A 23,260-nucleotide genomic window follows, 5' to 3' on the forward strand; every position below is an offset into this window, starting at 1 on the left:
CAAGCCGGGCCGAGGTTTTCATCGAAAGGTCCGGCAATCGCAGGAGGTTACGATGCGCTTATCCCATCTTGGAGCCTTGATCGCCCTGGGTTCGCTTCTCGCGTCGCCGGTTCTCGCCCAGACAGCCGCTCCGGGCACGTCCATGCCCGGCACCACGGCAAAGCCGCCGATGACCACCACCGCTCCACCGGCGGGCGCGGCGCGGCCCTCGCCCAGCACCACATCGTCCACGAGCGCCTTGCTCGACATCAACACCGCCTCCAAGGATCAGCTCGACAAGCTGCCCCAGATCGGCGCGGCGCGCGCAGAGGCGATCATCAAGGGCCGCCCCTACAAGGCGAAGAACGAGCTCGTGGACCGGAAGATCATTCCGCAGAGCGCCTATGATGCGATCAAGGACCGCATCATCGCGCACCAGAAGTCTTGATAAACCTTGCGAAAGGGGCCCGACGGGCCCCTTTCCACGACCGACGAGAGCTTAGCGGCTGTACTTGAACTGCGGCGCTGCCTTCAGCTGGTCCTTGGTCATGTTCAGAAGCGCGTGATCGGGCGCTGCGCGGCTCATGTCCTCACTGGTGGTCCGCGCGGTCGAGCCGGTGGTGGCGGGCGCGGTGGTTCCGGTGGCTGTCGCAGCGCGGCGCGGCTCGTTCATGAGCTTGAGCTGCTCGAAGGGCACGGCTACGTCGTGCTCGCCCATGCCGAGGAAGCCGCCGACGCCGATCACGACGGCTTCGATCTTGCCGTTCTGATCCACCAGCAATTCGCTGATGTCGCCGATCTTCTCGTTGTTGTTGTTATAGACGTTCAGCCCTCTGAGCTTGGACGCGCGCCATTGCCCCGGCTGCTCGTGGGTCATCCAGTTGCCGGTGTTCATCATCGTGGTGCCACTTGTGGTGCTGGGGGACTGAGGCTGCTGGGCCAGAGCCGGTGCTGCGATCAGCGCTGTGCCGAGAAAAGCCGTCGCGAGATGTTTGAACAGCATGGGTTCCTCCTCAAGCGTGTTCCGACGCACGAAAAGCGTCTCCACGCACAACGGGGAACTTCGGCAATAGTTCTGTCGCGAGGGCCTCTCACCGGCGGGAAGCTGTCGCAGGGGCCGTTCAGGCCAGCGTGAAATTCATCGTGATCTCTGCGTTGAGCACTTTGGAGACCGGGCAGTTCTTCTCTGCCGCCCGGGCGAGTTCCTCGAACTTCGCCCGGTCGATGCCCGGCACTTTGGCGTTGAGCGTCAGCGCCGATTTGGTGATCGCGAAGCCGTCGCCCTGCTGCTCGATGGTGACCGTCGCTTCCGTGGCAAGCTCTGCCGGCGTGAATCCTGCGCCCTGGAGCTGGAAGGCGAGAGCCATGGTGAAGCAGCCCGCATGGGCGGCGGCGATCAGCTCTTCCGGATTCGTGCCCTTCTCGTTCTCGAAACGGGTCTTGAAGGAATAGGGCGTCGACGACAGAACGCCGGAATCCGAGGTGAGATGGCCCGTACCTTCCTTACCGGTTCCCTGCCAGACGGCTCTTGCCTTGCGGTTCATCCTGATCTCCTTTTGCGGATAAGGTGTGGTCATTTAGGACAGAGGGCGCCGTCCTCCAGGGGCTGGTGCGAGGCGCATGAAGAGCCATTCGATGATGTCATCCATCCAAGCCCGTCTGCATCCGCGCCTTCTCGGCTCGGTCGCGATGGCGATCCTGGTCTTCTCGGCCCTGCCCTCGTCGTGGCCGGTTAATTCGCGGCTGCTCGTGTCCTGGGACATCGGTGTCCTATGCTATCTCGCCATCGCCCTGACCATGGCGGCGCGCTCGTCCATCGCCTCGATGCAGGCGCGTGCCGCGCAGGAGGACGAAAGTGCGGGCGTCGTGCTCGTCCTGACCTTGACCGCCGCGGTGGCGAGTCTTGCCGCTATCGCCGTGGAGCTCGCCGGCATTCACGCCGATCCGGCCGGTCAGCAGGCCTTCCGTCTCTCGATTGCGGCCGTCACCATCCTCTGTTCGTGGTTCTTCGTGCATACGATCTATGCGATCCACTACGCGCATGAATATTATGGCGATGCGGGCGAGCGGCAGGGCCTCGCCTTTCCGCACAAGGACAAGCCCGATTACTGGGACTTCCTCTACTTCTCCTTCAACCTCGGCGCGGCGGCACAGACCTCCGACGTGGTGATCCTCTCCAAGCGCATGCGCCGCCTGGCGCTCGCGCACACGATCCTGGCCTTCCTGTTCAACACCACGGTCCTGGCGCTGGCGGTGAATGTCGGGGCGGGATTGCTCTGAAGCGCCCGGCTCCGATTCTTCAGCAGTTGATCCAGATCAGGGCAGGTGCGAGGTTTCGTCGTATGTAGAGAATACGTTGCGTCAGAAAGACAACGTACCTTCCATCGCGGGGCGTCCATTGAGCGATATGTTGTTGCTGCTGGGGCAGGCAGACTGGGTTCTGCTGGCCTTCGCCGTTCTCGTGTTCGAGGTGCCTCGCTACACGATCTCGCTCGTTTCTCTTTCCCTGCTTCGCCGGTCGCGCCCCGCTCCGCTCGCCTCATTCGCGAACGAGGCCAGGATCAGCGTCGTCATCCCCGCCTTCAACGGCGCAGCGGGCTTGCTCCATTCCATCGCATCCCTGCGCGCTCAGACCCTGGTGCCGTTCGAGATCATCGTCGTGGACGACGGATCAACGGACGGGACGCGCGCCGTCGCCGAGGAGGCGCGGGCCGCCGGACTGATCGACATGGTCATCCATCATGGCAGCCGCTGCGGGCGCAGCCCGGCGGTGAATGCGGGCGCCCGTTTCGCCCGAGGCGACCTGATCCTCGCCATGGATCCCGATACGATCTTCGCGCCTACGGCTCTGGCTCGCCTGGCCGAGGCCTTCGAAGATCCGGAGGTGGCGGCGGCATGCTGCAATCTCCGCGTCAGCAACGAGCAGGCCACGCTCTGGACGGCGTTCCAGAGCCTCGAATACCTGATGTCGATCAGCGCCGGCAAAACCTTCCTCAACATGATCGGGGCGATCGCCTGCTGCTCGGGCGCCTGCTCCATGTACCGGCGCGACGTGTTCCTGCTCAGGGGCGGGCTCGATGTCGGTCCCGGCGAGGATCTCGAGTTCACCCTGCGCCTGCGCCGCTTCGGCCATCGCGTGCGTTTCGTGCCGGAGGCCTGGGCGGCGACGGCGGTGCCCGAGACTGCCATCGGCCTGTTCCGCCAGCGGCTGCGCTGGGATCGCGACGCCCTGCGCACGCGCCTCATCCAATACGGCGAGGGCCGGTTCTTCCGGCCGGAAGGCCTGTCCGACACGCTCCAGCGTCTCGACTTCATCGTATTCGATCTGGCGCCGACCCTCTCGTTCCCGTTCTATCTCGTTTACTGCACGCTGCTGTTCGGCACGGACACCCCGCTGTACCTAGCTGCCGTCTATGTGTTCCTGCTCGTGATGGCGCTGTTCAACATCGCGCTCGCCAACCTGCTGTTCAACCGCTCGCCCACGATCTTTGGCCTGCTCTCCGCCCTGGCCTTTCCGCTCTATCAGGGCATCGTCATGAAGGTCGTGCGCTTCTTCGCCTTCTCGTCCGAGATCCTCTTCTCCGCCTCGCGCCGCGACGACTACGTTCCGCCGCGAGTCCGGCGCGCGCTGACCCACTGAAGCTCCCGAAAGACTTGCCATGAACGTCCAGATCCACCGCCTCGATCCCCATGTGCCCGATCCCGTGGAGAGCCGCCGCTCCCCGGCCGGACGAATGGTGCGTCTCATCTATGCCCTCGGCGTGCTCGGGGTCGTCGGCTTCTTCGTCGTCCGATTCGTCGCTCCCGCCGTTCTGCTGAGCGGGCCGGGAATCGTCTCTGCTCCCCGGGAGATCGTCTCCCTGCCGTATGTCGTGCAGATCCAGCGGATGGAGGCGGAGCCCGGTGCCAAGGTTGAGCCGGGAACCCCCATCGCCCTCGTCCGTTCGCCGCAGATCAGCGAAATCGTGTCGAACCTCATGCGCGCTCTGGCCGATGTGACGAGCCGCGAGGCCGAGCTGAGGGTCAAGGCCCGCGTCGCAAGGGATTCACTCGAATCCGCCCGCACGCGCCTGCGCATGGCGGACGACACCCAGCGCCGTCTCGAAACGGCGGCAGGACAGGAGAGCGCGTCCCTCGTCTACCGGGCGGAGGTCTATCGCGAGCGCGCCCTGGCGGTTCAGAACGTGGTGGCGCTCGAGGCCGAGGCGGAAGAAGCGTCCGCCCAGCTCATGAAGCTTGCCGAAACGCGTCAGCAGATCCAGGCTCAGCTCGACCGCACCCAGAAGGAGTTCGATGGCGGCCGCGTCGTTTCGCCCGTGGCGGGCATCGTGGCGGCGCGGCCGGCCCGGGCGGGCGAGACGGTGGTGGCCGGCTCCTCCATCGCCGAGATCTTCCAGTCTGGCGAAACCTATGTCGACTGGTACATCCCGGATTTCCGCTTCTTCGATCCGCAGCCCGGCCATAAGGTCTTCGTGGTGCAAGGCAGATTCCGCGCATCCGGCATCATCGCCGAAATTCTCCCCATTTCCGATACGATCGAATCGGGGCGCGGCTCGATCCTGCGCGATCCGCAGACGGGGCAGGTGGCGCGCATCCGCCTCGATCCGGGCGTCCAGGGGCCTGCGCTCAATGCGTCTGTGCACGTGCACATGTACTACACGGATATCGCCGATCGCATCGCCGGGGCCGTGATTCGGCTCTTCAGGCTGGAACGGGAGGAAGGCGATGCCGGCTGAGGGTGCCCGTCCCGCCTGCCCCTTCTGCGGAGCGGCCGCTTCCAGGGTCGTGCCCGTGATCCATCACATGATTTGCGCCTATGTGGGTCCGGAATACGATTTCGAGCGAGAGGAGAAAGGCTATCGCTGCCCGAAATGCCGAAGGCCGCTGCGCGACGAGGCGCAGGATTGGGAGGCGGTCGGCGCGAGTGCGCAATGTTCCCGCTGCCATGCGGAATTCCTGGTGAAGGACGCGCTCGACCATTGCGTCTGAGCGATCCCCGCTTCACAGTGGCCGCCATGCTGCAGCCCCTTCTTCCTGGCGGTTCCGTCCCGGTCGTTGAGACCGAACGCCTCATCCTGCGCGGTCACCGGACGGACGATTTTTCCGATTGCATCGCCCTCTGGACCGATCCGGAGATCACGCGCTTCATCGGCGGCAAGCCTTCCACGCGGGAGGAGGTCTGGGCGCGCTTGCTGCGCTATGTCGGCCATTGGGCCCTTTTGGGATTCGGCTACTGGGCCGTCGAGGAGAAAGCGACCGGCCGCTTTGCCGGTGAGGTCGGTTTCGCCGATTTCCGGCGCCAGATCGAGCCCTCTCTCGACGGCGTTCCGGAAATCGGCTGGGTGATCGCGCCTCACGGCCACGGCAAGGGCTATGCGACGGAAGCCGCGCGCGCCGCCATCGCCTGGGCCGACGGTCATTTCGGCCCTGGGCGCACCGCCTGCATCATCGCGCCGGAGAACGAGCCCTCGCTCCGCGTGGCGGAGAAATGCGGCTACAGGGAATCCTGCCGCACCAGCTACAAGGACAATCCGACGATCATGTTCGTTCGGGAGAGCGCTTAAGCGCTCTCGTCGTCGATCTCGCCGTCGATGATCCTGCGCGCCACGTCGAAGCGGAAGCCCGCGCGGGCCATGGCGGCCATGTCCTTGTCCCGGTAGGGCGCGCGCTCGCCGGGCCGGAAGGGGCCGAGCCTGCGGCGGCGGGCGAAGGTGCGGGCGGCCTGCTCCTCGTCGCCTTCCTCGGTCTCCAGCGCGGCCGCGATGGTGGCGTGGTCGACGCCCTTCGCGGAAAGCTTCGCCTGGATCGCGCGCGCCGATCCGCCCCGGCGGCGCAGGGTCGCGACGCGCGCCTCCGCGTAGCGCGTGTCGTCGATAAGGCCGCTGCGCAGGCTTTTCGCCACCACCTCGTCGACCATGTCCTGGAAGGCCCCGGGATCCTCGCCGCGCAGGCGGCAGCGATTGTCCACCTTGCGGCGGAGCACGCGCCGCAGGTTCTCCGCCGAGGAGGCATAGCGCTCGAGATAGGCGAGCGCCGCCCGCTGCAGATAGGCGGGCGTCACCGGGCGCGGCGGCTTGCGAGGGGTATTGCCGGCCTCGTCCGTCATTCCGGCTTGGCATCGGCTGGGGGTGAGGCCTCGCCCGGCTTTTCCACCTGGCCGCCCCGCTGCAATTGCAGCGCCACGAACCAGCAGAGCGCCGCCCAGGCCGCCCCGACCGACCAGCCGGCGACCACATCGCTCGGCCAGTGGACGCCGAGATAGACGCGGCTCATGCCCACGAGCAGGGTCATGGCGATGGCGAGCCCCATGATGAAGGCGCTGACGCGCCGGCTTCTTTCCACCCGGGCGAGCAGCGCGCCGAGGGTCAGGTAGGTGATGGCGGACATCATGGCGTGCCCGCTCGGGAAGCTCGCCGTGTAGACCCGCGTCGCATGGGGCACGAGGTCGGGCCGGGGCCGTTCGAAGCCGAGCTTGAGACCCGTCGAGATCAGCGTGCCTCCGACGATGGCCACCACCACCAGGAGGGCCGCGCCGCGCTTTCCCGCCATGAGCAGATACGTGACCGTCGCCAGGGTGAGCAGCGTCAGGATCGCGTAGCCGCCGAGGCCCGTGATGTCCCGCGCCGATTCCTCCAGCCAGGAAGGCCCGAGGGGATTGGCCGGGTTCTGTGGATCGCGCAGGGCCAGCAGGAGCCGGCTGTCGAGGGCATGGGTCTCGCCCTCCCGCACCTCGTCGGCAAGGGCGATGAAGGCCCAGGCGAAGAAGCCGCAGGCCGAAAGCGAAAGGAGCGGCCCGACCTCGTTGAGGCGCAGGCGCAGCCACAGGCGTTTGGCGGGGACGAGAAGCGTGTTCATGAACCCATGAGATAGGAAATCGCGGAGCATCTGGCGAGAGGCGGCGTCGGCAGTCTCCGCAGGTTACACCTCAAGCCCTTTCCGCCACGCCTTCGGCGCGGCGATGTCGGCGAGCCCGAGCCAGTCCGCCATGAGGCGCAGCTCCTCGCCGAGAGCGGGAGCGATCTCGTCCGGCCGGACCGCGGCTTCCGGGTGGATCGAGTGGACGATGAGGGTTCCGTTCGCGCGGTCGGCCTTGAGATCGACCCTGGCGACGATCCGCTCGCCCAGCACGAAGGGCAGGCAGTAATAGCCGAATTCCCGCTTCTCGGCGGGGGTGTAGATCTCGATGCGGTAGCGGAAGTCGAACAGGCGCTCCGTGCGCGTGCGCTCCCAGACGATGGGGTCGAAGGGCGAGACCAGCGCCCGCGCCTCGACGCGGCGGGGAACCCTCGCCTCGGGCGAGAGATAGACCGGCCCGTTCCAGCCCTCGACGGCGACGGGTATGAGATCGCCCGCTTCCACGAGTTCGGGAATGCGCACTTTCGCATCCCGCGGCTCCAGGCGGAAATAGTCGCGCAGGCAGCGTTCGGAGGCGATGCCGAGGGAGCGGATGGACAGCCGCAGGAGTTCGCGCTGCGCCTCGTCCTCCGGCGGCGTCGGCATGGCCAGGGTGGCGGCGGGCAGCGCTCGCTCCGGCAGGTCGTAGAGGCGCTCGAAGCCGCGCCGCGAGGCGGTGGTGACCTCGCCGGCCCAGAAGAGCCATTCCAGTGCACGCTTGCCGTCGCTCCATCCCCACCAGGAACCCTGTCCCTTGCCGCCGATGGAGAGCTCGCCCGCACCCAAGGGGCCGCGCGTTTCGATCTCGCGGCGCACCTTTTCGATGAAGGCACGCTTCTCGCGGCCGAAGCGGGCGAGGCCGCCATAGAGGCCCTCGCCGCTTTTCGCGCGCGCCATGCGCCAGCGGAAGAGGGGATGCAGGTCGAGCCGGATCAGGGAAGCCTCGTGCCCCCAATACTCGAAGGCCTCGCGCCTCTTCGGATGATAGGCGGATTGCTCGAGGAGCGAGCGGTCATAGGGGCCGATGCGCGAGAAGAGCGGCATGTAATGGGCGCGCACCAGCACGTTGACCGAATCGATCTGGAGCAGGTGCGAGCGCTGCAGCACCCGGCCCAGGTGCCGCTTCGTGGCGGCCGCGGGTCGGGCTTGGTGAAACCCCTGCGCGGCGAGTGCGATGCGCCGGGCCTGGGCGAGGCTGAGATCTGTGCGGGACGGCATGGCGTGAACAATAGAGGAACATCGTGGAGAAAGGCCAGACCCGGCCTGCGGGTTCGAAGGCGCGAGGGGGCGGAACCTGTGGATGGCGGCGGGCTTAGAGCCTTGTCGGGAGCGGCCCTTCGGCCCTGCCCGACGCGCTTAGACCTTTCTTCAGGCGGAATGCATACCACCCTTGCAGCCGAGAATCCGGCACAGGTGCGATTCGTCCTCTAGATGAACGGGCCGGAACGCGAAGGATATCATGGACCAGTCACCCACAGCCCATCCCGAGAGCGGCCAGAGCAAGGCTCTGAGCCATGCCGAGATCCGCACCATCATCGTCGGCGTCCTGCTGGCGATGTTCCTGGCGGCCCTCGACCAGACCATCATCGCGACGGCCCTGCCGACCATCGGGCGCGAGCTCGGCGACCTGGAGCACATCTCCTGGATCGTGACGGTCTATCTCCTGACCTCCACCGCCGTGACGCCGCTCTACGGCAAGCTCAGCGATTCCTATGGCCGGCGCATCATCATGCTGATCGGCATCGTGGTCTTCATCATCGGCTCCATCGCCTGCGCGCTCGCGCCGAGCATGGTCGTCCTCATCCTCGCCCGCGCCCTGCAGGGCATCGGCGGAGGCGGGCTGATCGCGCTCGCCCAGACGATCATCGCCGACATCGTGCCGCCGAGGGAGCGCGGCCGCTACCAGGTCTACTTCGCCAGCGTCTTCCTGTCCTCGAGCCTGCTCGGGCCCGTGCTCGGCGGCTTCTTCGCGGAGAAGATGCACTGGTCGGTGATCTTCTGGATCAACCTGCCGCTTGGCCTCACCGCCTTCGCGCTCGCCTATCGCAGCCTGAAGAAGCTGCCCCGGCACGAGCGTCCCCACCGGCTCGACCTTCTGGGCGCGGTCCTGCTCGTCGCGGCCACCGTCGCGCTGCTGCTCGCCCTGAGCTGGGGCGGCCTGCGCTATCCCTGGGCCTCGCTGCCGATCCTCGGGCTCATCGCCCTGTCGATGCTGCTCTGGGGGCTGTTCGCCGCCCGCATGCGGCTCGCGCCCGAGCCGCTGATCCCGCCGGGCGTGCTGCACAATCCGGTCGTGCGCATGGCGACCCTTTCCGCCTGCTTCGGCATGGGCACCTATATCGGGCTCACCATCTACCTGCCGGTCTATTTCGAGGCGGTGCGCGGCCTCTCGGCGAGCCTGTCGGGCCTGGCGCTCATTCCGCTCATGGCGGGAACGGTGGTGGGTGCGACCCTCTCCGGCCGCACCATGGCGCGGGTCGCCCATTACAAGCGGCTTCCCACGGCGGGGCTCGCGGTGGCGATGGCCGCCACGGGCCTTCTCGCCTTTTACGGCCAGTCCCTGTCCATCCTCGCCGTCGAAGGCGTGCTCGCCGTCATCAGCATCGGCCTCGGCACGCTGCTTCCCGTGAGCATGGTCGCGACCCAGAACGCGGTCGCGCCGCACCAGATGGGCACGGCGACGGGCACGGCCAATTTCTTCCGCTCGCTGGGCGGCGCCTTCATCGTGGCGATCTTCGGGGCCATCGTGCTTTCCGGCTCGGGCCTGAACGGCGCGACGAGCTTCGAGGGCCTGAGCAAGGTGGCGGCCCGGAGCGGAATCGACCTCGCCGGGGTCTTCAGCCATGTCTTCATGGCGGCCATTGCGGGCTTCGGGCTGGCGCTCGCCTTCCTGCTCGCCCTGGAGGAGCGGCCCCTGCGCGGCAGCGCCGTCAAGGCCGCGGAGGCGGCGGTGGCGGATTAAAACCGTTCTTGCCTTTCACCGCCGGGCGCGCAGCAGGATCCACAGGGCCGACAGCACGATCGCCAGAACGAGAAACAGGCCGACGGTCGTGAAAACGGCCTCGGCCCGGGATTCGGCTGCCGGAGGCAGCCTCATCTCGTCCGCATACTCCCGTATGACGGACCGGTCGGCGACGGCTTCGGGATGGGCCGCGACCGTCCGGAGGGCTTGGCCGAAGGAAGCCATAGCGAGCGTTCCTCCTCTCCCGCGTCCGCGGAGAACGCCTTGAAGATCAACCCCCGGGGGCGTGTACGGGTTTCCCGGATCCTGCGGCGTCGTGGCTGGGGATAGCGCATGTAGCCTGTGGAGAGTTCGGTTTTCTCCGGCACGTCGATGGGCACGGCCGTGTTAGAGCATTTTTCGGCGAAGTGGATCCGGTTCGCCGTTCAAAAATGCGGCATGGCAAAGACGAGAGCCGATTCGACTGACGTGGAATCGGTTCCGGCGTGCCGGCCGGACTTTTTTCGAAAACCGCACGAGGGAGGCTGATGAAGGTCGGGATCGACATGGGGCAGGTTTCTTCGGGCGGGGGCTCCCCCGCGCTCGGAGGACAATCGGCGCAGCTCGATCTGGAGGAGCTTCTGGCGACGCGCCTGCTCGTCCAGGGCAATTCCGGCTCCGGCAAGTCGCATCTCCTGCGCCGCCTTCTCGAACAGAGCGCCTCCCTGGTGCAGCAGGCGATCATCGACCCCGAGGGGGATTTCGTGACGCTCGCCGACAAGTTCGGCCATGTGGTGGTGGACGCCTCCCGCAGCGAGGGCGACCTGCAGCGCATCGCCGCCCGCGTGCGCCAGCACCGGGTCTCCGTGGTGCTCAGCCTGGAAGGGCTCGACGCCGAGGCGCAGATGCGCTGCGCGGCGGCCTTCCTCGGCGGCCTCTTCGATGCGGAGCGCGACTACTGGTATCCCATGCTCGTGGTGGTGGACGAGGCGCAGCTCTTCGCCCCCGCCGCGGCGGGCGACGTGTCCGACGAGGCGCGCAAGGTCTCGCTCGGGGCCATGACCAACCTCATGTGCCGCGGCCGCAAGCGCGGGCTTGCCGGCATCATCGCCACCCAGCGCCTCGCCAAGCTCGCCAAGAACGTGGCGGCGGAAGCCTCCAACTTCCTCATGGGCCGCACCTTCCTCGACATCGACATGGCCCGCGCCGCCGATCTTCTGGGCATGGAGCGCCGTCAGGCCGAGATGTTCCGCGATCTCGAGCGCGGTCATTTCGTGGCGCTCGGCCCCGCGCTCTCGCGCCGCCCGCTGCCGATCCGCATCGGCCCGGTGGAGACCTCCACCCGCACCGGCACCTTCAAGCTCATGCCGCTGCCCGAGCAGCCTAAGGAGGAGGCCCGCGACCTCATCTTCACGGCGAGCGAGGAAGAACTCGCCGCCCGTCCCGTGGTGCAGCGCCGCGCGCCGCTTCCGCCGCCCGCGCCCTCCACCAACGATCTTCTCGCCCAGCTCGCCCGCACCCGCGCCGCGGCGACGCCTGAGCCGCAAAGCGCCGAAGCGACGGAAGAAACGAAAGCCGAGCGCGAGGCCGCGCTCGACGCCATCCTGCGCGAGATCCTCGACGATCCGGAGGCCGCCTTCCGCTCCGTGGCCGTGCTGTATCAGGATTTTCTCGTCCGCTGCCGCATCCGCCGCGTCTCCGGCGAGCCCTTGAACCTTCCCGCCTTCCGCCGCCGCCTCGCGGTGGCGCGGGCAGGCGTCGACACCGCTACCGCCGAAGGCACGGAATGGGACCGCGCGGTCGCCTTCGCGAACGATCTCGAGGAGGACATCCAGGGCGTGTTCCTGCTCCTCGCCCGCGCCGCCATGGAAGGCGCGCCCTGCCCGCCGGACGGCGAGATCGCCCGCGCCTGCGGCAGCCGTTCGCCCGGCCGCGCGCGCCGCCTCATCGCCTATATGGAAACCCGCAACATCGTCGTGACCCGCAACGACCCGCGGGGGCTTCGCATCATCGCCCTGCCGGATCTCGGCTGGGAGACGGGCCCGGGCGACCCGAACGCCTTCGAGGAACCCGTGGCGTCAGCGGATACGCGGGATTTGTTTGCGGCGGGGTAGGGTGTCCACTTTCCCGCGCGATGCGGTAGGCTTCGCCTCACCATAGAACCATGTGAGACCGACAATCATGCATAACGACCCCCTCAGCCTCGATTCCATCGTCAAGCATGTCGATGCGAAAGCCGCCGATTACTGCGCCTTGAGCGACCGCATCTGGGCGATGCCGGAGTTGGCGTTCGAGGAGCACCGGTCGGTCGCCGAGCAGATCGCCATGCTGGAGCGCGAGGGCTTTCGCATCACCCGGAATGCCGGCGGCATGGCGACCGCGTTCGTGGCGGAATATGGCAAGGGCGGTCCCATCGTGGGCATCCTCGGCGAGTTCGATGCGCTCCCCGATCTCGCGCAGGTGTCGGGCGTCACCGAGCACAGGCCCACGGCGAGCGGAACGCCGGGCCATGGCTGCGGCCACAACCTGCTCGGATCGGGATCGGCGCTCGCCGCCGTCGCCCTCAAGGATGCGCTCGAGGCGGAGGGCATCGCGGGCACCGTGCGCTATTACGGCTGCCCGGCGGAGGAGAGCGGATCGGGCAAAACCTTCATGGCGCGCGAAGGGCTGTTCGACGATCTCGATGCGGCCTTCTGCTGGCATCCGAACGTGGTCAACGAGGTCTCCACCGAAAGCTCGCTCGCCTGCATCCAGGCGTACTTTCGCTTCACGGGCCGCGCGGCGCATGCGGCCGCCTCGCCCCATCTCGGGCGCAGCGCGCTCGACGCGGTGGAGCTGATGAATGTGGGCGTCAACTACATGCGCGAGCACATGCCCTCCGATGCGCGCGTGCATTACGCCACCACCAACACGGGCGGCATCGCGCCGAACGTGGTGCAGGCCTATGCGGAATCGCTCTATCTCGTGCGTTCGCCGCACCTGCCCGATGCGGAGCGCCTCTTCGAGCGCGTGACGAAGATCGCCGAGGGCGCGGCGCTCATGACGGAGACGAGCGTGACGGTGCAGATCACGGACGCGACCTCCAACATCGTGCCGAACAAGGCCCTGCAGGAAGCCATGTACGAGAACATGCGCCGCATCGGGCCGCCCGCCTTCGACGCGGCGGATCTCGGTTTCGCGCAAAAGCTCCAGGCGGACGCGCTGAGCGCGGCGGACATCCAGGAGAGCGTGAAGACCTTTGGCGCCGCGCTGAAGGGCAAGGCGCTTCACGACGGTGTGCTCCCGATGCCCGAGCGCGAGGGCGTGATGATGGGCTCCACCGATGTGGGCGACGTGAGCTGGATCGTACCCACGGTGCAATGCCACGCCGCGTGCTTCGCCGTCGGCACGCCGTTCCATACCTGGCAGCTCGTCACCCAGGGCAATCTGCCCGCCGCCCACAAGGGCATGGTGCTCGCCGCCAAGGCCATGGCGGCCACCGCCGCCGATTGCCTGCGCAACCCGGATCTCCTCGCCCGCGCCAAGGCGGAGCTGAAGGAGCGCACCGGCGGCCGCGCCTATCGCTGCCCGATCCCGCCCGAGGTCACGCCCGAGGATCTGCATGGAAAGGCGGCCTGACGGCGGCTTCGCCGTTTCTTGTCGCAGCGGACAGGAGCGCGCGGCATTTGTTTTGCATTGACGCAAATCGACTTTGGCTTTTGCTGGGGTCGATCTTGCGACAGTGCAAGCCTATCTTCATGGCAACGTCAATGGAGACAGCCCCATGAAGCTGACCGGAATTCATCACCTGACCGCCGTCACGGCGGATGCGCGCGGCAACCACGCCTTCTACACGCAGGCCCTCGGCCTGAGGCTCGTGAAGAAGACCGTCAACCAGGACGACGTCTCCGCCTATCACCTGTTCTACGCGGACGGGAAGGCCTCGCCCGGCACCGACATCACCTTCTTCGACTGGCCGGTGGAGCGCGAGCGGCGCGGCACGCACAGCATTGCCCAGACGGCCCTGCGCGTGAACGGCGAGAAGGCGCTGCAATGGTGGAAGGAGCGCTTCAACAGCCTCAAGGTCGCGAGCGAGCGGATCGTCGAGCGCGACGGACGCCTTACCCTCGACTTCGAGGATTTCGAGGGCCAGCGCCTCACCCTCGTGGATGACGGCGGCCAGGGCGAGGCGCACCCCTGGGAGCGCAGCCCCGTTCCGGCCGAGTACCAGATCCGGGGCCTCGGCCCCATCAGGCTCAGCGTGCCCAAGATCGAGCGCACCGCCCGCGTGCTGACCGAGGCCATGGACATGCGCGCGGTCCGGGAATACCGCGTCGGCGACACGCCGGTGCATGTGTTCGAGATGGGCGAGGGCGGGCCTGCGGCGGAGCTGCACGTGGCCGTGGAACCGCATCTGCCCTTCGCGCAACCGGGCGCGGGCGGCGTGCATCACGTGGCGTTCCGCACGCCCGACGAGCGGAGCTATCAGGAATGCTGGGAGCGGCTGCAATCTCTCCGTGCACCGTCGAGCGGGCCCGTCGACCGCTACTACTTCCGCAGCCTCTACTTCCGCGAGCCGAACGGCATCCTGTTCGAGATCGCCACCGACGGTCCGGGCTTCGCGACCGACGAGCCCATGGACAAGCTCGGCGAGCGCCTGGCCCTGCCGCCCTTCCTCGAGCCGCGCCGGGCGGAGATCGAAGCGGGCCTCAAGCCGCTCTGAGCGTCGACCGCAGGCATCCGATTTCAGCAGCCGCCCCGCAGAGATGCGGGGCGGTTTTTTGCAGGCGGACGCCATCCTCGTGACCTCGGGACGGCGAACGATGACCGGTGACTGTCATTTGTTTCATATATTCTGCGAGCACTTTTGCTTATCGACCTGAGTCGTGTAAGACTTTTCTCAAATTTCTTGTGTTTGAGTATTCATATTACATTTCGTAGGGGGTCTTCATGGCGGCGCAGAAGTTGATGGCGGGCTTGGTGGGGGCGCTCGTTGCGCTCTTCGGTCTCGTAGGAATGGCCTATGCCGCTCCCCTGGGGACGCCGACGGAAAAACCGATCCTGACGATCACCGGCAAGATCGGCGCCACCAACAAGGACAAGGCCGCGCAGTTCGACCGCGCGATGCTGGAAGCCCTCGGCCTGGAAACCATCGAGACGACGACGCCCTGGCATGAGGGCAAGGTCAAGTTCGAAGGCGTCTCCATGAACAAGCTGATGAAGCATGTGGGCGCGACCGGAGAGCGACTGATCGTCGTCGCGCTCAACGATTATGCCACCGAAATCCCGATGGAGGATTTTGCGAAGTATAAGGTGATCCTCGCCCTCAAGCGCGACGGCGAGTACATGTCCGTGCGCGACAAGGGTCCCTTGTTCATCATCTATCCCTACGATGCGGATCCGGATCTGAAGACGCAGACCTATTATGCCCGCTCGGCTTGGCAGGTCGCCAAGTTCGACGTGAGATAGCGCATCGAAGATCCAGGGGCCGCCTCTTGTCGCTGCGCACCTTCAAAACGGTCATCGCCATCGTCATCGGCGGCTTCCTGATCGCAGGCATCTACATCACGGTGCTGGTCGTCCAGCGCCAGGGGGCGCTGCAGCAGATCTCCGCCTATTATCCCGCCTGGGAGGCCGGGCAGGCCGCATCCGAGTTCATCCGGCTGGAGCATCGCCTGGCCGAGTTCCATCACCCGGAAAGCGGCGTCGACAAGGACGAGATCGATCTGCGCTTCGACATTCTCTATGCCCGGGCGAAAACGCTGAACGAAGGCCGCTTCCAGGACCTGCTCGATCGGGACCCGGAGCACAGCGCGACCTTGCGCGAGTTTCAGGATGCGCTCAGAGAGGTCCAGCCTCTGATCGCCGCGATCGACAGCGATCCGACAGCCGCCCGCAAGGCGCTCGATATCCTCAGGCCCCACGAGGGCAAGCTCGCGCAGCTCGCATCGGCCGCCCACAACCACGGCGCGGCGCTCGTGCAGAAGGATCAGCAGGAACTGGTGCGCCTGCATTGGGTCTTCTCCGGCATCGCGGTGGTTCTGATCGTCATCGGTCTGGCCCTCATCTTCCTGCTCGACCGGCACAACCGCCTCTTGGGGCGTGCTCACCAGGAACTCCATGTCCTGGCCCATCAGGATGCGCTGACGGGCCTGCCCAATCGCGTGGTGCTGCGCGACCAGCTCGATCAGGCGCTCGCCAGTCTGCGGCCCAGGGGGCCCACCGTGGCGGTGTCCTATCTCGATCTCGATCTCGATCACTTCAAGGACGTGAACGATTCCTTCGGCCACGAGACAGGCGACGAACTGCTCAAGGCCGTGGCGGATCGCCTGAGGGACTGCATTTCCGAGCAGGAAGGCCAGGTGAGAAACCTGATCTCCCGTTTCGGAGGCGACGAGTTCGCGATCCTGCAGACGGGCATCCAGCGGCCCGAACAGAGCGCCGCGCTCGCGTCCCGCATCGTCGAGGCCCTGCGCGCGCCGTTCAGCATCGACGGCCAGGAGCTCTTCATCGGCACGAGCATCGGCATCGCCCTGGCGCAGGCCAACGTCACGTCGAGCCAGATCCTCAAGCATGCGGACATGGCCCTCTATTACGCCAAGGCCGATGGACGCGGCACGTTCCGCTTCTTCGAGCAGGCCATGGACGAGCAGCTTCAGGCCCGCCGCGCCCTGGAAGTCGACCTGCGCAAGGCGGTGACGAACGGCGAGTTCGAACTCTTCTACCAGCCGCAGATCAATCTCAGGGACGACGAGATCGCCGGCTTCGAAACGCTCCTGCGCTGGCATCATCCGGAACGGGGCATCATCTCGCCGTCGGAATTCATCCCGGTGGCGGAGGATACGGGCCTGCTCTCGTCCCTGGGCGAATGGATCATCGAGCAGGCATGCCGGGAGGCGGCCACATGGCCGCGCGACATGCATGTCGCCGTGAACCTCTCGCCCGTGCAGTTCCGCAGCCGGGGGCTCGTGCAGACCGTGAGCCGCGCGCTTGCGCTTTCGGGACTGGCTCCCCAACGGCTCGAGCTGGAGATCACCGAGTCGGTGCTGCTCCAGGACAACGAGATGACGGTCTCGACCCTGCATCAGTTGCGCCGTCTCGGCGTGCGCATCGCGATGGACGATTTCGGCACCGGCTATTCATCGTTGAGCTATCTGCGCAGCTTTCCGTTCGACAAGATCAAGATCGACCAGTCCTTCGTGCGGGAGATGTCGCAGCGCGCCGATTGCCTGGCCATCGTGCAATCCGTCGCCAGCCTCGGCGCGAGTCTCGGAATGCCGACCGTCGCCGAAGGGATCGAGACCGAGGAGCAGCTGCGCCAGATCGAGGCCGCCGGATGCACGGATGCCCAGGGCTACTATTTCGGCCGCCCGAGGCCTGCGCGGGAGCTGGTCTATACGCTCGCCGCGCTCAAGAACGGCGTGAAAGTCGCCTGATGCGGGCCGGTGTGGATTGTCGGCGGCAGGCAATGATCTATGATAGGCAAATTGTCGTCGAGGCCCCGGGCCGGACAGCGCTGACAGGCCGTTTCAACCACGTCACTTCTGGAGCAGGATGAATGAAGACCTATTGCGAATTCACGTTCGAGGCCGCGCATTCGGTGGCTCCCTATTCCGGGCTGCACGGGCACACCTTCATCGTCAAGCTGACCTTCGGCGGCCCCGTCGACGACGTCTACGGCTGGCCGGTCAATCTCTACGACGTCGAGAACTACATCAAGGAGATCAAGGGTGAGCACGGGTCCGGGCTCGATCACGGCAACCTGGATCTCAATCCCGCGATCGGCATCGCCTCCCTGGAGAACGTCACCAAGTACATCTGGAAGCTGGTGAAGGAGCGTTTTCCCGGCCTCGAGGAAGTCGAGCTCAAGCGCGGCATGGCCGGCTCGTCCGAGGGCTGCATCTATCGTGGCGAAGGCGCGGCGACGGCTGCGAGCCTCGCAGCCTGACGGACGCATCCGGAAAGAAAAAGCCGCCTCTCGGAGGCGGCTTTTTTCGTTTCTGAGCGGCTGTTCCTCCTCAAGGAGTGTAGCCGAAGGAATAGGAGACGGTCAGCCCGAAGCCGACCTGATGCTCGGAACCGAAGCGCTTGACGATCGGGCTGTCGGCCGCATCGCCCACCAGGTGCTTGTAGGTGACGAAGGCGGTCGTCGACCATTGCGGCGACCAGTCGTAGCTTATGGCGCCGGTCGCGCCCACCGAGGTGATGCCGCCGGACGGCCGGTAGGGCGTCACCTGACCGTTCAGCGCGGCTTCCACGGGCGTCACGCCGAAATAGGTGCGGGTGAATTCGCTGTCGCCGAGCGCGAGGCGGGGACCGATCGAGAGGGTGACGGCTCCGAACCTCTGAACCGCGTCCAGGCCGAAATCCGCCACGAAGCCTTCATGCCCGTTGAAGCCGCGGCGCACCTCGGCGCGGGCGCGAAGGAAGTCGATGGGCCAGTATTCCACGAACACGCCGGGCTCCACCGCCCAGTCGACCTTCTGCAGGCCGAAAAGCTCCCGATTGTCCTGCAGGTAGCGCCCGCCCTGGAAACGGCCGACCACGCCGATGCGGAACACCGATTCGTCGAGGAACGAGAAGCTCAGGCCGTCATCGGGCGCGCTGAACCGTTCGACCGTTCCCGCGCGGCGGAAGCTCAAGGAGGGATAGCCGATGAAGCTGAATTCGTCGGAACCGGGATAGGACGGACCCACCCTCACATTGCCCTTCACCGTGACGATCCAGCCCGAAGTCTGCAGCGATTCGGGCGTGAAGAGCAGGTCCGCGGCCTGCGACAGGGTCGGAGCCGCGACGAGGCAGGCGGCGAGGGCGAGAGATCGGGCAATGCGCATGATTCTTCCAAACTCGACATTCCAATCCGGATGTCGTGTCCGCAAATGCGCGCAAGGTCAAGCCACGGACTTTACCTATGGTTTCGCCATTCTGACCGAGCAGGGGGCCGCCGCAGAACTTTCTGTGAACTGGACGGTTGACTGGCAAGAGTATCGAGGGAGGCTTTCTTGTCCTCATATTGCGCCGGCAGCCGTCCGCAGCCCGACGAGTTCTATCCCAAGCCGCCGCCGACGGAGCCGCAGCCCGTCATGCCCTCGCCGCCCGAGAGCCCGCCGACGGCAACGCCGTCCAGCCCTCCCTCATCTCTTCCCGAGCAGCCGCCGGAGCCGGAGAAACCGGTTATCCATCCCACGCCCCAGCCCGAGGTGCCCCGCAGCCGGGGTTGAGAGGCGCTCAAGGTCAGGAGGCGGAACTGTCCGGCAGGTCAGGAATGCCCTGGACGCGCAGATTGTTCTGGACATGGGCGACGCCGGAAGCGAGTTCAGCCAGATCCTCGGCGCGGTGCTTGAGGCCGCGGCTCGACACCGTGCCGTTCAGGGTCACCTCGCCATCCTTCACCGCGACCTCGATGGTGGAGGCGTCGATGAAGGGATCCTCCGTCAGCCGTTCGCACACATCTTCGTGAATGCGCTCGTCCGGCCGCCTGTAGCCCTTGGGGCCGCGGCCGCGATACGGCCCCGTCGCAACGCGTCCCGTCATCCTGTTCGAGCGAAATTCCGCATCCTCCGGATCGCGGTCGCCGAAAGCGCCGTAGCCGGACCGGAAGCGGCTGTAATCCGGATCGAAGCCTTCGTCATCGGGCGGGCCGCCTCGTCCATCGTCGATGAAGCCGCCAGACGGCTCCCCCGCACCGCTGCCTTCGCCGTCGGGCGAAGGGCGGCCTGTTCTGCGAAAACCGACGGCGCCGCGCGGAGCGTCGCCATCGGTGTCGTTGAAGGGGTTTCGATTCCTGCGGCGGGTCTCTACCATGGCCGTGCTCCTTGCGATTGCAGGAGCAACCACTCCGCTTTCCCGCGGTTCCACACGACATCGGCGCACACGATCGGCGAATTCCCCATGAAAGCAGCGCAGCGGCTCAGGCTCTTCGAGGATGTTTATGCCCGCGACGGGGGATGCTGCGTCTATTGCGGAATTCCCGCGCGCCGTCCCGGGCGGGGCGTGAAGCGCGCGCCCGATCTGGCGACGCTCGATCATGTCCACCTGAAATCCCATGGCGGGCCGCTGACCCGCGACAATCTCGTGCTGGCCTGTTCCGCCTGCAACAACGAGCGCGGAACGATGGAGGCCGAGGCGTTCCGCACCCTGAAGGCGGCGGGACGCAAAGCCTGACCGGGAGCAGCGGAGCCGAAGGAGGCATCGCCTTCGTGCGATGCGGCTCAGGAGAGCGCGAGCAGATGGGCGCGCAGGCGGTCGGCTTCGTCGCCTGCCAGGGCTTCCACCGCCTTGTGCGTATCCTCCCAGATCGGAACGGCGCGGGCCAGGAGGCTCAAGCCCTCCGGCGTCAGCAGGATCAGGCGGCTGCGCTTGTCCTTGGGATCGGCCTGCACCTTGAGCAGCCCGCGCCGCTCGAGGGGCTTCAGGGCCGCCGTCAGGGTCGTGCGGTCCATGGCCAGCAGCGAGGCAATCGATCCCATGGCGGCCGGTTGAGGCCGGTTCAGGGACATGAGCAACGAGAATTGTCCATTGGTGAGGCCGACCGGGCGCAGCGCCTCGTCGAAGCGGCGGGCGAGCGCCCGCGCGGCGCGCTGCGCATGCAGGCACAGGCATGTGTCACGGACGAGCAAGGTCGTCTCGAAGGGTACATCCCGCTTGTTTGACATGCTGCTATTATGTTGATATCAACTTAAATGTCAAGTTCTTCTGTAACCAGCTATCACATCCAGGGGGAAACATGTCCAAGCTGATCTTCGTGAACCTGCCCGTCAGCGATCTTGCGCGGGCGGTTTCCTTCTACGAGGCCGTGGGGGCGGTCAAGAACGAGCAGTTCACCGACCATACCGCGGCCTGCATGGTCTTCTCCGAGACCATCCATGCGATGCTGCTCACCCACGACAAGTTCCGCCAGTTTACCCCGAAGGCGATTGCCGACGCGAAGACGACCACGGAGGTGCTCATCGCCATGTCCGCCGAGAGCCGCGAGGCTGTGGATGACATGATCGACCGGGCGGGCGCGGCGGGCGGCACCGTCGATCCGGGCCCGAAGCAGGATTACGGCTTCATGTACGGCCGGAGCTTCGAGGATCCGGACGGCCATATCTGGGAGGTGATGTGGATGGATGTCGAGGCGGCGAAGGAAGCGATGGGCGAGATGGCGAATGCCTGACGCTAAAGCATCGGACGAGAAAAGTGGACTTGCACTTTTGGGATCGATCCGATGCTTTCTTCTTGAGTGAGAGCAGCGTTGAGGGCGGACCCGCAGGGCCGCGTCAGCGAAAACCTGATCCACTTTTCGCTCGCGCGGCCCGCTGGGTCCGCACGATGCTCTAACGGTCCGAGGGGCGGCGGAGCCCTATGAGGGCTCCGCATCCGGAACGTTTCTCTCCAGCTCGGCGAGCCAGAGGCCCGGCCCGGCATCGGATGGAGCGCGCCAGTCGCCGCGGGGCGAGAGGGAGCCGCCGGACGAGATCTTCGGCCCGTTCGGCATCGCGGTGCGCTTGAACTGGCTGGTGAAGAAGCGGCTCAGGAAAACCCGCAGCCAGTGCTTGATGTCGCGCAACTCATAGGCCCTGCGGGACGCCGCCGGAATGTTCGGCGGCCAGGTGCCCGCCTCGGCGTCCTTCCACGCGTGCCAGGACAGATAGGCGATCTTCGACGGCCTGAAGCCGTAGCGCGTGAGATAGTAGATGTTGAAATCCTGCAGCGCATAGGGGCCGATCGTTGCTTCCGTCGACTGGATCTGTCCTGAGGAATCCTGCGGCACGAGTTCGGGCGAGATCTCCGTCGCCAGGATGGCGTGAAGAAGATCGGCGGTCGCCTCGTTCACCTCGCCCGAGGCTGCGACGAAGCGGATCAGGTGCTGGATCAGGGTCTTCGAGACCGAGGCGTTGACGTTGTAGTGGGACATCTGGTCGCCCACGCCATAGGTGCACCAGCCGAGCCCGAGCTCCGAAAGATCGCCCGTGCCGATGACGATGGCGCGATGATGATTGGCGAGGCGGAACAGATAATCGGTCCGCAGGCCGGCCTGGACGTTCTCGAAGGTCACGTCGTAGACCGCCTTGCCCTCAGCATAGGGATGCCCCAGGTCGGCAAGCATCTGCCGCGCCGCCGGGCGGATGTCGATCTCGGCGGCGCTGACGCCGAGGGCCCGCATGAGGGCCCAGGCATTGCCCTTCGTGCCTTCGCTGGTGGCGAAGCCCGGCAGGGTATAGGCCAGGATGTTGGTGCGGGACAGGCCGAGCTTGTCCATGGCGCGGCAGCAGACGAGGAGGGCCTGTGTGGAATCGAGCCCCCCCGAGACGCCGATGACCACTTTCTCCGTGCGCGTGGCCTGCAGGCGCTTCACGAGGCCCTGGACCTGGATGTTGTAGGCCTCGTAGCAGTTCTCCGCGAGCCTGGCGGGATCGGAGGGCACATAGGGGAAGCGTTCGACGGGCCTCAGCAGCGGCAGGGCCTCCTCGGGCGCGTCGAGGGTGAAGGGAACGATCCGGAAGTCGCCCGGCGTAACCTTCGACGCGTCGCCGCAATCGCCGAACGTGACCCGCCGCATGCGCTCCTGGCGCAGCCGCCCGAGATCGACATCGGCCACCGCCATGGCGGAGCCCGACGGAAAGCGCTCGGTTTCCGCAAGCTGCACCCCGTTCTCGAAGATGCCGCCATGGCCGTCCCAGGCGAGATCCGTCGTCGACTCGCCGGGGCCTGCCGCCGAATAGGCATAGGCTGCGATGCAGCGCATGGATTGGGAGCCGCACAGCAGACGCCGGTCCTCGGCCTTGCCGATGGTGATGTTGCTGGCGGAGAGATTGAGAAGGATCTCGGCCCCCGCGAGGGCAGCCTGCGTGCTCGGCGGCTGCGGCACCCACATGTCCTCGCAGATCTCCACGTGGAAGGTGAAGGGGCAGCTTCCCGCCGACCGGAACAGGAGATCGATGCCGAAGGGAACCTGGAAGTCCGCGAGATCGATCCCTTGCCCGCGGATTCCCGCGCCGGGCGCGAAGTGGCGGCGCTCGTAGAACTCCCGGTAGTTCGGCAGATAGGCCTTCGGAACGACGCCCAGGATGCGCCCCGCATGGATGACCACGGCCGTGTTGTAGAGACGCCCGTCCAGGCGCAGGGGCGCGCCGACCACGGCCACGGGAAAGAGCGCCGCGCTTTCCGCCGCGAGTCGCGCCAGGCTCTCTTCCACCGCCTCCAGAAGCGCATCCTGATGCAGCAGGTCGTCGATGGCGTAGGCCGACAGGCCGAGCTCGGGGAAGACCATGAGCGCGATCCTCTCCGCGTGCCCCTGGCGCAGGAGTTCGAGGGTGCGCTCTAGATTGAAGACCGGATCGGCCACTTCGATCCGGGGAACGCAGGCCGCGACGCGGGCGAAGTCATGACGATAGGGCGAAAAGAAGGATGCCATCCCAGATCCGATCGAAGGGGTCTTCCGCATAGGGCGGCCGGAAGGCCTGCCATGGCAACGCTCGACCC

At 66.4% G+C, this 23,260-nt stretch carries 26 protein-coding genes; 16 read left to right on the top strand and 10 right to left on the bottom strand.

Annotated features, from left to right (window positions below):
* Window positions 1-52: 52 nt before the first annotated feature.
* Window positions 53-427: a ComEA family DNA-binding protein gene (locus L879_RS0100910; RefSeq protein ID WP_027314457.1), complete on the top strand. Its 375-nt coding sequence runs from the start codon at window positions 53-55 to the stop codon at window positions 425-427.
* A gap of 51 nt (window positions 428-478) precedes the next feature.
* On the opposite strand, the gene L879_RS0100915 is transcribed toward L879_RS0100910, so the two are convergent.
* Both L879_RS0100915 and L879_RS0100920 read right to left on the bottom strand, forming a co-directional pair.
* Complete coding sequence (locus L879_RS0100915; protein WP_027314458.1) at window positions 479-982, bottom strand: PRC-barrel domain-containing protein; 504 nt, start codon at window positions 980-982, stop codon at window positions 479-481.
* Window positions 983-1,100: 118 nt separating this feature from the next.
* Entirely contained in the window at window positions 1,101-1,523 is a 423-nt protein-coding gene (locus tag L879_RS0100920) for an OsmC family protein (RefSeq protein ID WP_027314459.1), read from the bottom strand.
* A gap of 91 nt (window positions 1,524-1,614) precedes the next feature.
* Here L879_RS0100920 and L879_RS0100925 point away from each other — a divergent pair, with 91 nt between their 5' ends.
* The 5 genes from L879_RS0100925 (at window position 1,615) to L879_RS0100945 (ending at window position 5,543) form a co-directional block, all read left to right on the top strand.
* Window positions 1,615-2,259, top strand: coding sequence for a DUF1345 domain-containing protein (locus L879_RS0100925; RefSeq protein ID WP_245265143.1), 645 nt, complete (start codon window positions 1,615-1,617; stop codon window positions 2,257-2,259).
* A gap of 127 nt (window positions 2,260-2,386) precedes the next feature.
* Window positions 2,387-3,619 (top strand): glycosyltransferase family 2 protein, encoded by a 1,233-nt coding sequence (locus L879_RS0100930; RefSeq protein ID WP_035458327.1) that lies wholly within the window; start codon window positions 2,387-2,389, stop codon window positions 3,617-3,619.
* 19 nt (window positions 3,620-3,638) lie between these two features.
* Entirely contained in the window at window positions 3,639-4,715 is a 1,077-nt protein-coding gene (locus L879_RS0100935) for an HlyD family secretion protein (protein WP_027314462.1), read from the top strand.
* The gene (locus L879_RS0100940; RefSeq protein ID WP_027314463.1) at window positions 4,705-4,968 is read left to right on the top strand and encodes a TackOD1 domain-containing metal-binding protein; all 264 of its coding nucleotides are present in this window, start codon (window positions 4,705-4,707) and stop codon (window positions 4,966-4,968) included. The genes L879_RS0100935 and L879_RS0100940 overlap by 11 nt, the downstream gene beginning before the upstream one ends.
* 26 nt (window positions 4,969-4,994) lie before the next feature.
* Complete coding sequence (locus L879_RS0100945; protein WP_035458446.1) at window positions 4,995-5,543, top strand: GNAT family N-acetyltransferase; 549 nt, start codon at window positions 4,995-4,997, stop codon at window positions 5,541-5,543.
* Here the strand turns inward: L879_RS0100945 and L879_RS0100950 are convergent.
* The 3 genes from L879_RS0100950 to L879_RS0100960 all read right to left on the bottom strand — a co-directional run bounded on the left by L879_RS0100950 (window position 5,540) and on the right by L879_RS0100960 (window position 8,091).
* Window positions 5,540-6,085 carry a regulatory protein RecX gene (locus tag L879_RS0100950; protein WP_027314465.1) on the bottom strand — a complete coding sequence of 182 codons (546 nt, stop codon included), beginning with the start codon at window positions 6,083-6,085 and terminating at the stop codon, window positions 5,540-5,542. The genes L879_RS0100945 and L879_RS0100950 overlap by 4 nt on opposite strands.
* Window positions 6,082-6,834, bottom strand: a complete 753-nt coding sequence (locus L879_RS0100955) for a phosphatase PAP2 family protein (RefSeq protein WP_027314466.1) — start codon at window positions 6,832-6,834, stop codon at window positions 6,082-6,084. Before L879_RS0100955 ends, L879_RS0100950 begins: the two co-directional genes overlap by 4 nt.
* Window positions 6,835-6,897: 63 nt before the next feature.
* The gene (locus tag L879_RS0100960) at window positions 6,898-8,091 is read right to left on the bottom strand and encodes a winged helix-turn-helix domain-containing protein (protein WP_027314467.1); all 1,194 of its coding nucleotides are present in this window, start codon (window positions 8,089-8,091) and stop codon (window positions 6,898-6,900) included.
* 241 nt (window positions 8,092-8,332) lie between these two features.
* On the opposite strand from L879_RS0100960, the gene L879_RS0100965 reads away from it, so the two are divergent.
* The gene (locus L879_RS0100965) at window positions 8,333-9,835 is read left to right on the top strand and encodes an MDR family MFS transporter (protein ID WP_027314468.1); all 1,503 of its coding nucleotides are present in this window, start codon (window positions 8,333-8,335) and stop codon (window positions 9,833-9,835) included.
* 15 nt (window positions 9,836-9,850) lie between these two features.
* Here the strand turns inward: L879_RS0100965 and L879_RS0100970 are convergent, their stop codons facing one another.
* Window positions 9,851-10,060: a hypothetical protein gene (locus L879_RS0100970; RefSeq protein WP_027314469.1), complete on the bottom strand. Its 210-nt coding sequence runs from the start codon at window positions 10,058-10,060 to the stop codon at window positions 9,851-9,853.
* Window positions 10,061-10,362: 302 nt separating this feature from the next.
* Here L879_RS0100970 and L879_RS19970 point away from each other — a divergent pair, with 302 nt between their 5' ends.
* The 6 genes from L879_RS19970 (at window position 10,363) to L879_RS0101000 (ending at window position 17,741) form a co-directional block, all read left to right on the top strand.
* Window positions 10,363-11,928, top strand: coding sequence for a helicase HerA domain-containing protein (locus L879_RS19970; protein ID WP_035458331.1), 1,566 nt, complete (start codon window positions 10,363-10,365; stop codon window positions 11,926-11,928).
* A 67-nt stretch (window positions 11,929-11,995) separates the two neighbouring features.
* Window positions 11,996-13,432: a M20 family metallopeptidase gene (locus tag L879_RS0100980; protein WP_027314470.1), complete on the top strand. Its 1,437-nt coding sequence runs from the start codon at window positions 11,996-11,998 to the stop codon at window positions 13,430-13,432.
* A gap of 145 nt (window positions 13,433-13,577) precedes the next feature.
* On the top strand, window positions 13,578-14,516 hold the full coding sequence (locus L879_RS0100985; RefSeq protein WP_027314471.1) for a ring-cleaving dioxygenase: 939 nt from the start codon (window positions 13,578-13,580) through the stop codon (window positions 14,514-14,516).
* A 227-nt stretch (window positions 14,517-14,743) separates the two neighbouring features.
* Complete coding sequence (locus tag L879_RS0100990) at window positions 14,744-15,262, top strand: putative pterin-binding protein (RefSeq protein WP_027314472.1); 519 nt, start codon at window positions 14,744-14,746, stop codon at window positions 15,260-15,262.
* A gap of 26 nt (window positions 15,263-15,288) precedes the next feature.
* Window positions 15,289-17,229, top strand: a complete 1,941-nt coding sequence (locus L879_RS0100995) for a putative bifunctional diguanylate cyclase/phosphodiesterase (RefSeq protein ID WP_051434946.1) — start codon at window positions 15,289-15,291, stop codon at window positions 17,227-17,229.
* A gap of 122 nt (window positions 17,230-17,351) precedes the next feature.
* Window positions 17,352-17,741 carry a 6-carboxytetrahydropterin synthase gene (locus tag L879_RS0101000; protein WP_027314474.1) on the top strand — a complete coding sequence of 130 codons (390 nt, stop codon included), beginning with the start codon at window positions 17,352-17,354 and terminating at the stop codon, window positions 17,739-17,741.
* Window positions 17,742-17,811: 70 nt separating this feature from the next.
* Here L879_RS0101000 and L879_RS0101005 read toward each other — a convergent pair whose 3' ends face one another.
* A complete protein-coding gene (locus L879_RS0101005; protein WP_027314475.1) occupies window positions 17,812-18,627 on the bottom strand; it encodes a MipA/OmpV family protein in 816 nt (271 codons plus the stop codon).
* A 168-nt stretch (window positions 18,628-18,795) separates the two neighbouring features.
* Between L879_RS0101005 and L879_RS23445 the strand changes: the two genes are divergently transcribed.
* The gene (locus tag L879_RS23445; protein ID WP_154664037.1) at window positions 18,796-19,014 is read left to right on the top strand and encodes a hypothetical protein; all 219 of its coding nucleotides are present in this window, start codon (window positions 18,796-18,798) and stop codon (window positions 19,012-19,014) included.
* A gap of 13 nt (window positions 19,015-19,027) precedes the next feature.
* On the opposite strand, the gene L879_RS22470 is transcribed toward L879_RS23445, so the two are convergent.
* The gene (locus L879_RS22470) at window positions 19,028-19,597 is read right to left on the bottom strand and encodes a BON domain-containing protein (RefSeq protein ID WP_051434947.1); all 570 of its coding nucleotides are present in this window, start codon (window positions 19,595-19,597) and stop codon (window positions 19,028-19,030) included.
* 87 nt (window positions 19,598-19,684) lie between these two features.
* Here L879_RS22470 and L879_RS19980 point away from each other — a divergent pair, with 87 nt between their 5' ends.
* Complete coding sequence (locus L879_RS19980) at window positions 19,685-19,957, top strand: HNH endonuclease (protein ID WP_027314476.1); 273 nt, start codon at window positions 19,685-19,687, stop codon at window positions 19,955-19,957.
* A 47-nt stretch (window positions 19,958-20,004) separates the two neighbouring features.
* Here L879_RS19980 and L879_RS0101020 read toward each other — a convergent pair whose 3' ends face one another.
* A complete protein-coding gene (locus tag L879_RS0101020; RefSeq protein WP_027314477.1) occupies window positions 20,005-20,448 on the bottom strand; it encodes a MarR family winged helix-turn-helix transcriptional regulator in 444 nt (147 codons plus the stop codon).
* A 71-nt stretch (window positions 20,449-20,519) separates the two neighbouring features.
* Here L879_RS0101020 and L879_RS0101025 point away from each other — a divergent pair, with 71 nt between their 5' ends.
* Entirely contained in the window at window positions 20,520-20,951 is a 432-nt protein-coding gene (locus tag L879_RS0101025; RefSeq protein ID WP_027314478.1) for a VOC family protein, read from the top strand.
* A gap of 186 nt (window positions 20,952-21,137) precedes the next feature.
* On the opposite strand, the gene L879_RS0101030 is transcribed toward L879_RS0101025, so the two are convergent.
* Window positions 21,138-23,192 carry an NAD(+) synthase gene (locus tag L879_RS0101030; RefSeq protein ID WP_027314479.1) on the bottom strand — a complete coding sequence of 685 codons (2,055 nt, stop codon included), beginning with the start codon at window positions 23,190-23,192 and terminating at the stop codon, window positions 21,138-21,140.
* Window positions 23,193-23,260: the final 68 nt, after the last annotated feature.

The organism is Microvirga flocculans ATCC BAA-817 (genome assembly GCF_000518665.1).
Lineage (GTDB): Bacteria > Pseudomonadota > Alphaproteobacteria > Rhizobiales > Beijerinckiaceae > Microvirga > Microvirga flocculans.

Coding starts and splice junctions, on each gene's coding strand:
- L879_RS0100910 (WP_027314457.1), top strand. CDS start 53: ATGCGCTTATCCCATCTTGGAGCCTTGATCGCCCTGGGTTCGCTTCTC.
- L879_RS0100915 (WP_027314458.1), bottom strand. CDS start 982: ATGCTGTTCAAACATCTCGCGACGGCTTTTCTCGGCACAGCGCTGATC.
- L879_RS0100920 (WP_027314459.1), bottom strand. CDS start 1,523: ATGAACCGCAAGGCAAGAGCCGTCTGGCAGGGAACCGGTAAGGAAGGT.
- L879_RS0100925 (WP_245265143.1), top strand. CDS start 1,615: ATGATGTCATCCATCCAAGCCCGTCTGCATCCGCGCCTTCTCGGCTCG.
- L879_RS0100930 (WP_035458327.1), top strand. CDS start 2,387: ATGTTGTTGCTGCTGGGGCAGGCAGACTGGGTTCTGCTGGCCTTCGCC.
- L879_RS0100935 (WP_027314462.1), top strand. CDS start 3,639: ATGAACGTCCAGATCCACCGCCTCGATCCCCATGTGCCCGATCCCGTG.
- L879_RS0100940 (WP_027314463.1), top strand. CDS start 4,705: ATGCCGGCTGAGGGTGCCCGTCCCGCCTGCCCCTTCTGCGGAGCGGCC.
- L879_RS0100945 (WP_035458446.1), top strand. CDS start 4,995: ATGCTGCAGCCCCTTCTTCCTGGCGGTTCCGTCCCGGTCGTTGAGACC.
- L879_RS0100950 (WP_027314465.1), bottom strand. CDS start 6,085: ATGACGGACGAGGCCGGCAATACCCCTCGCAAGCCGCCGCGCCCGGTG.
- L879_RS0100955 (WP_027314466.1), bottom strand. CDS start 6,834: ATGAACACGCTTCTCGTCCCCGCCAAACGCCTGTGGCTGCGCCTGCGC.
- L879_RS0100960 (WP_027314467.1), bottom strand. CDS start 8,091: ATGCCGTCCCGCACAGATCTCAGCCTCGCCCAGGCCCGGCGCATCGCA.
- L879_RS0100965 (WP_027314468.1), top strand. CDS start 8,333: ATGGACCAGTCACCCACAGCCCATCCCGAGAGCGGCCAGAGCAAGGCT.
- L879_RS0100970 (WP_027314469.1), bottom strand. CDS start 10,060: ATGGCTTCCTTCGGCCAAGCCCTCCGGACGGTCGCGGCCCATCCCGAA.
- L879_RS19970 (WP_035458331.1), top strand. CDS start 10,363: ATGAAGGTCGGGATCGACATGGGGCAGGTTTCTTCGGGCGGGGGCTCC.
- L879_RS0100980 (WP_027314470.1), top strand. CDS start 11,996: ATGCATAACGACCCCCTCAGCCTCGATTCCATCGTCAAGCATGTCGAT.
- L879_RS0100985 (WP_027314471.1), top strand. CDS start 13,578: ATGAAGCTGACCGGAATTCATCACCTGACCGCCGTCACGGCGGATGCG.
- L879_RS0100990 (WP_027314472.1), top strand. CDS start 14,744: ATGGCGGCGCAGAAGTTGATGGCGGGCTTGGTGGGGGCGCTCGTTGCG.
- L879_RS0101000 (WP_027314474.1), top strand. CDS start 17,352: ATGAAGACCTATTGCGAATTCACGTTCGAGGCCGCGCATTCGGTGGCT.
- L879_RS0101005 (WP_027314475.1), bottom strand. CDS start 18,627: ATGCGCATTGCCCGATCTCTCGCCCTCGCCGCCTGCCTCGTCGCGGCT.
- L879_RS22470 (WP_051434947.1), bottom strand. CDS start 19,597: ATGGTAGAGACCCGCCGCAGGAATCGAAACCCCTTCAACGACACCGAT.
- L879_RS19980 (WP_027314476.1), top strand. CDS start 19,685: ATGAAAGCAGCGCAGCGGCTCAGGCTCTTCGAGGATGTTTATGCCCGC.
- L879_RS0101020 (WP_027314477.1), bottom strand. CDS start 20,448: ATGTCAAACAAGCGGGATGTACCCTTCGAGACGACCTTGCTCGTCCGT.
- L879_RS0101025 (WP_027314478.1), top strand. CDS start 20,520: ATGTCCAAGCTGATCTTCGTGAACCTGCCCGTCAGCGATCTTGCGCGG.
- L879_RS0101030 (WP_027314479.1), bottom strand. CDS start 23,192: ATGGCATCCTTCTTTTCGCCCTATCGTCATGACTTCGCCCGCGTCGCG.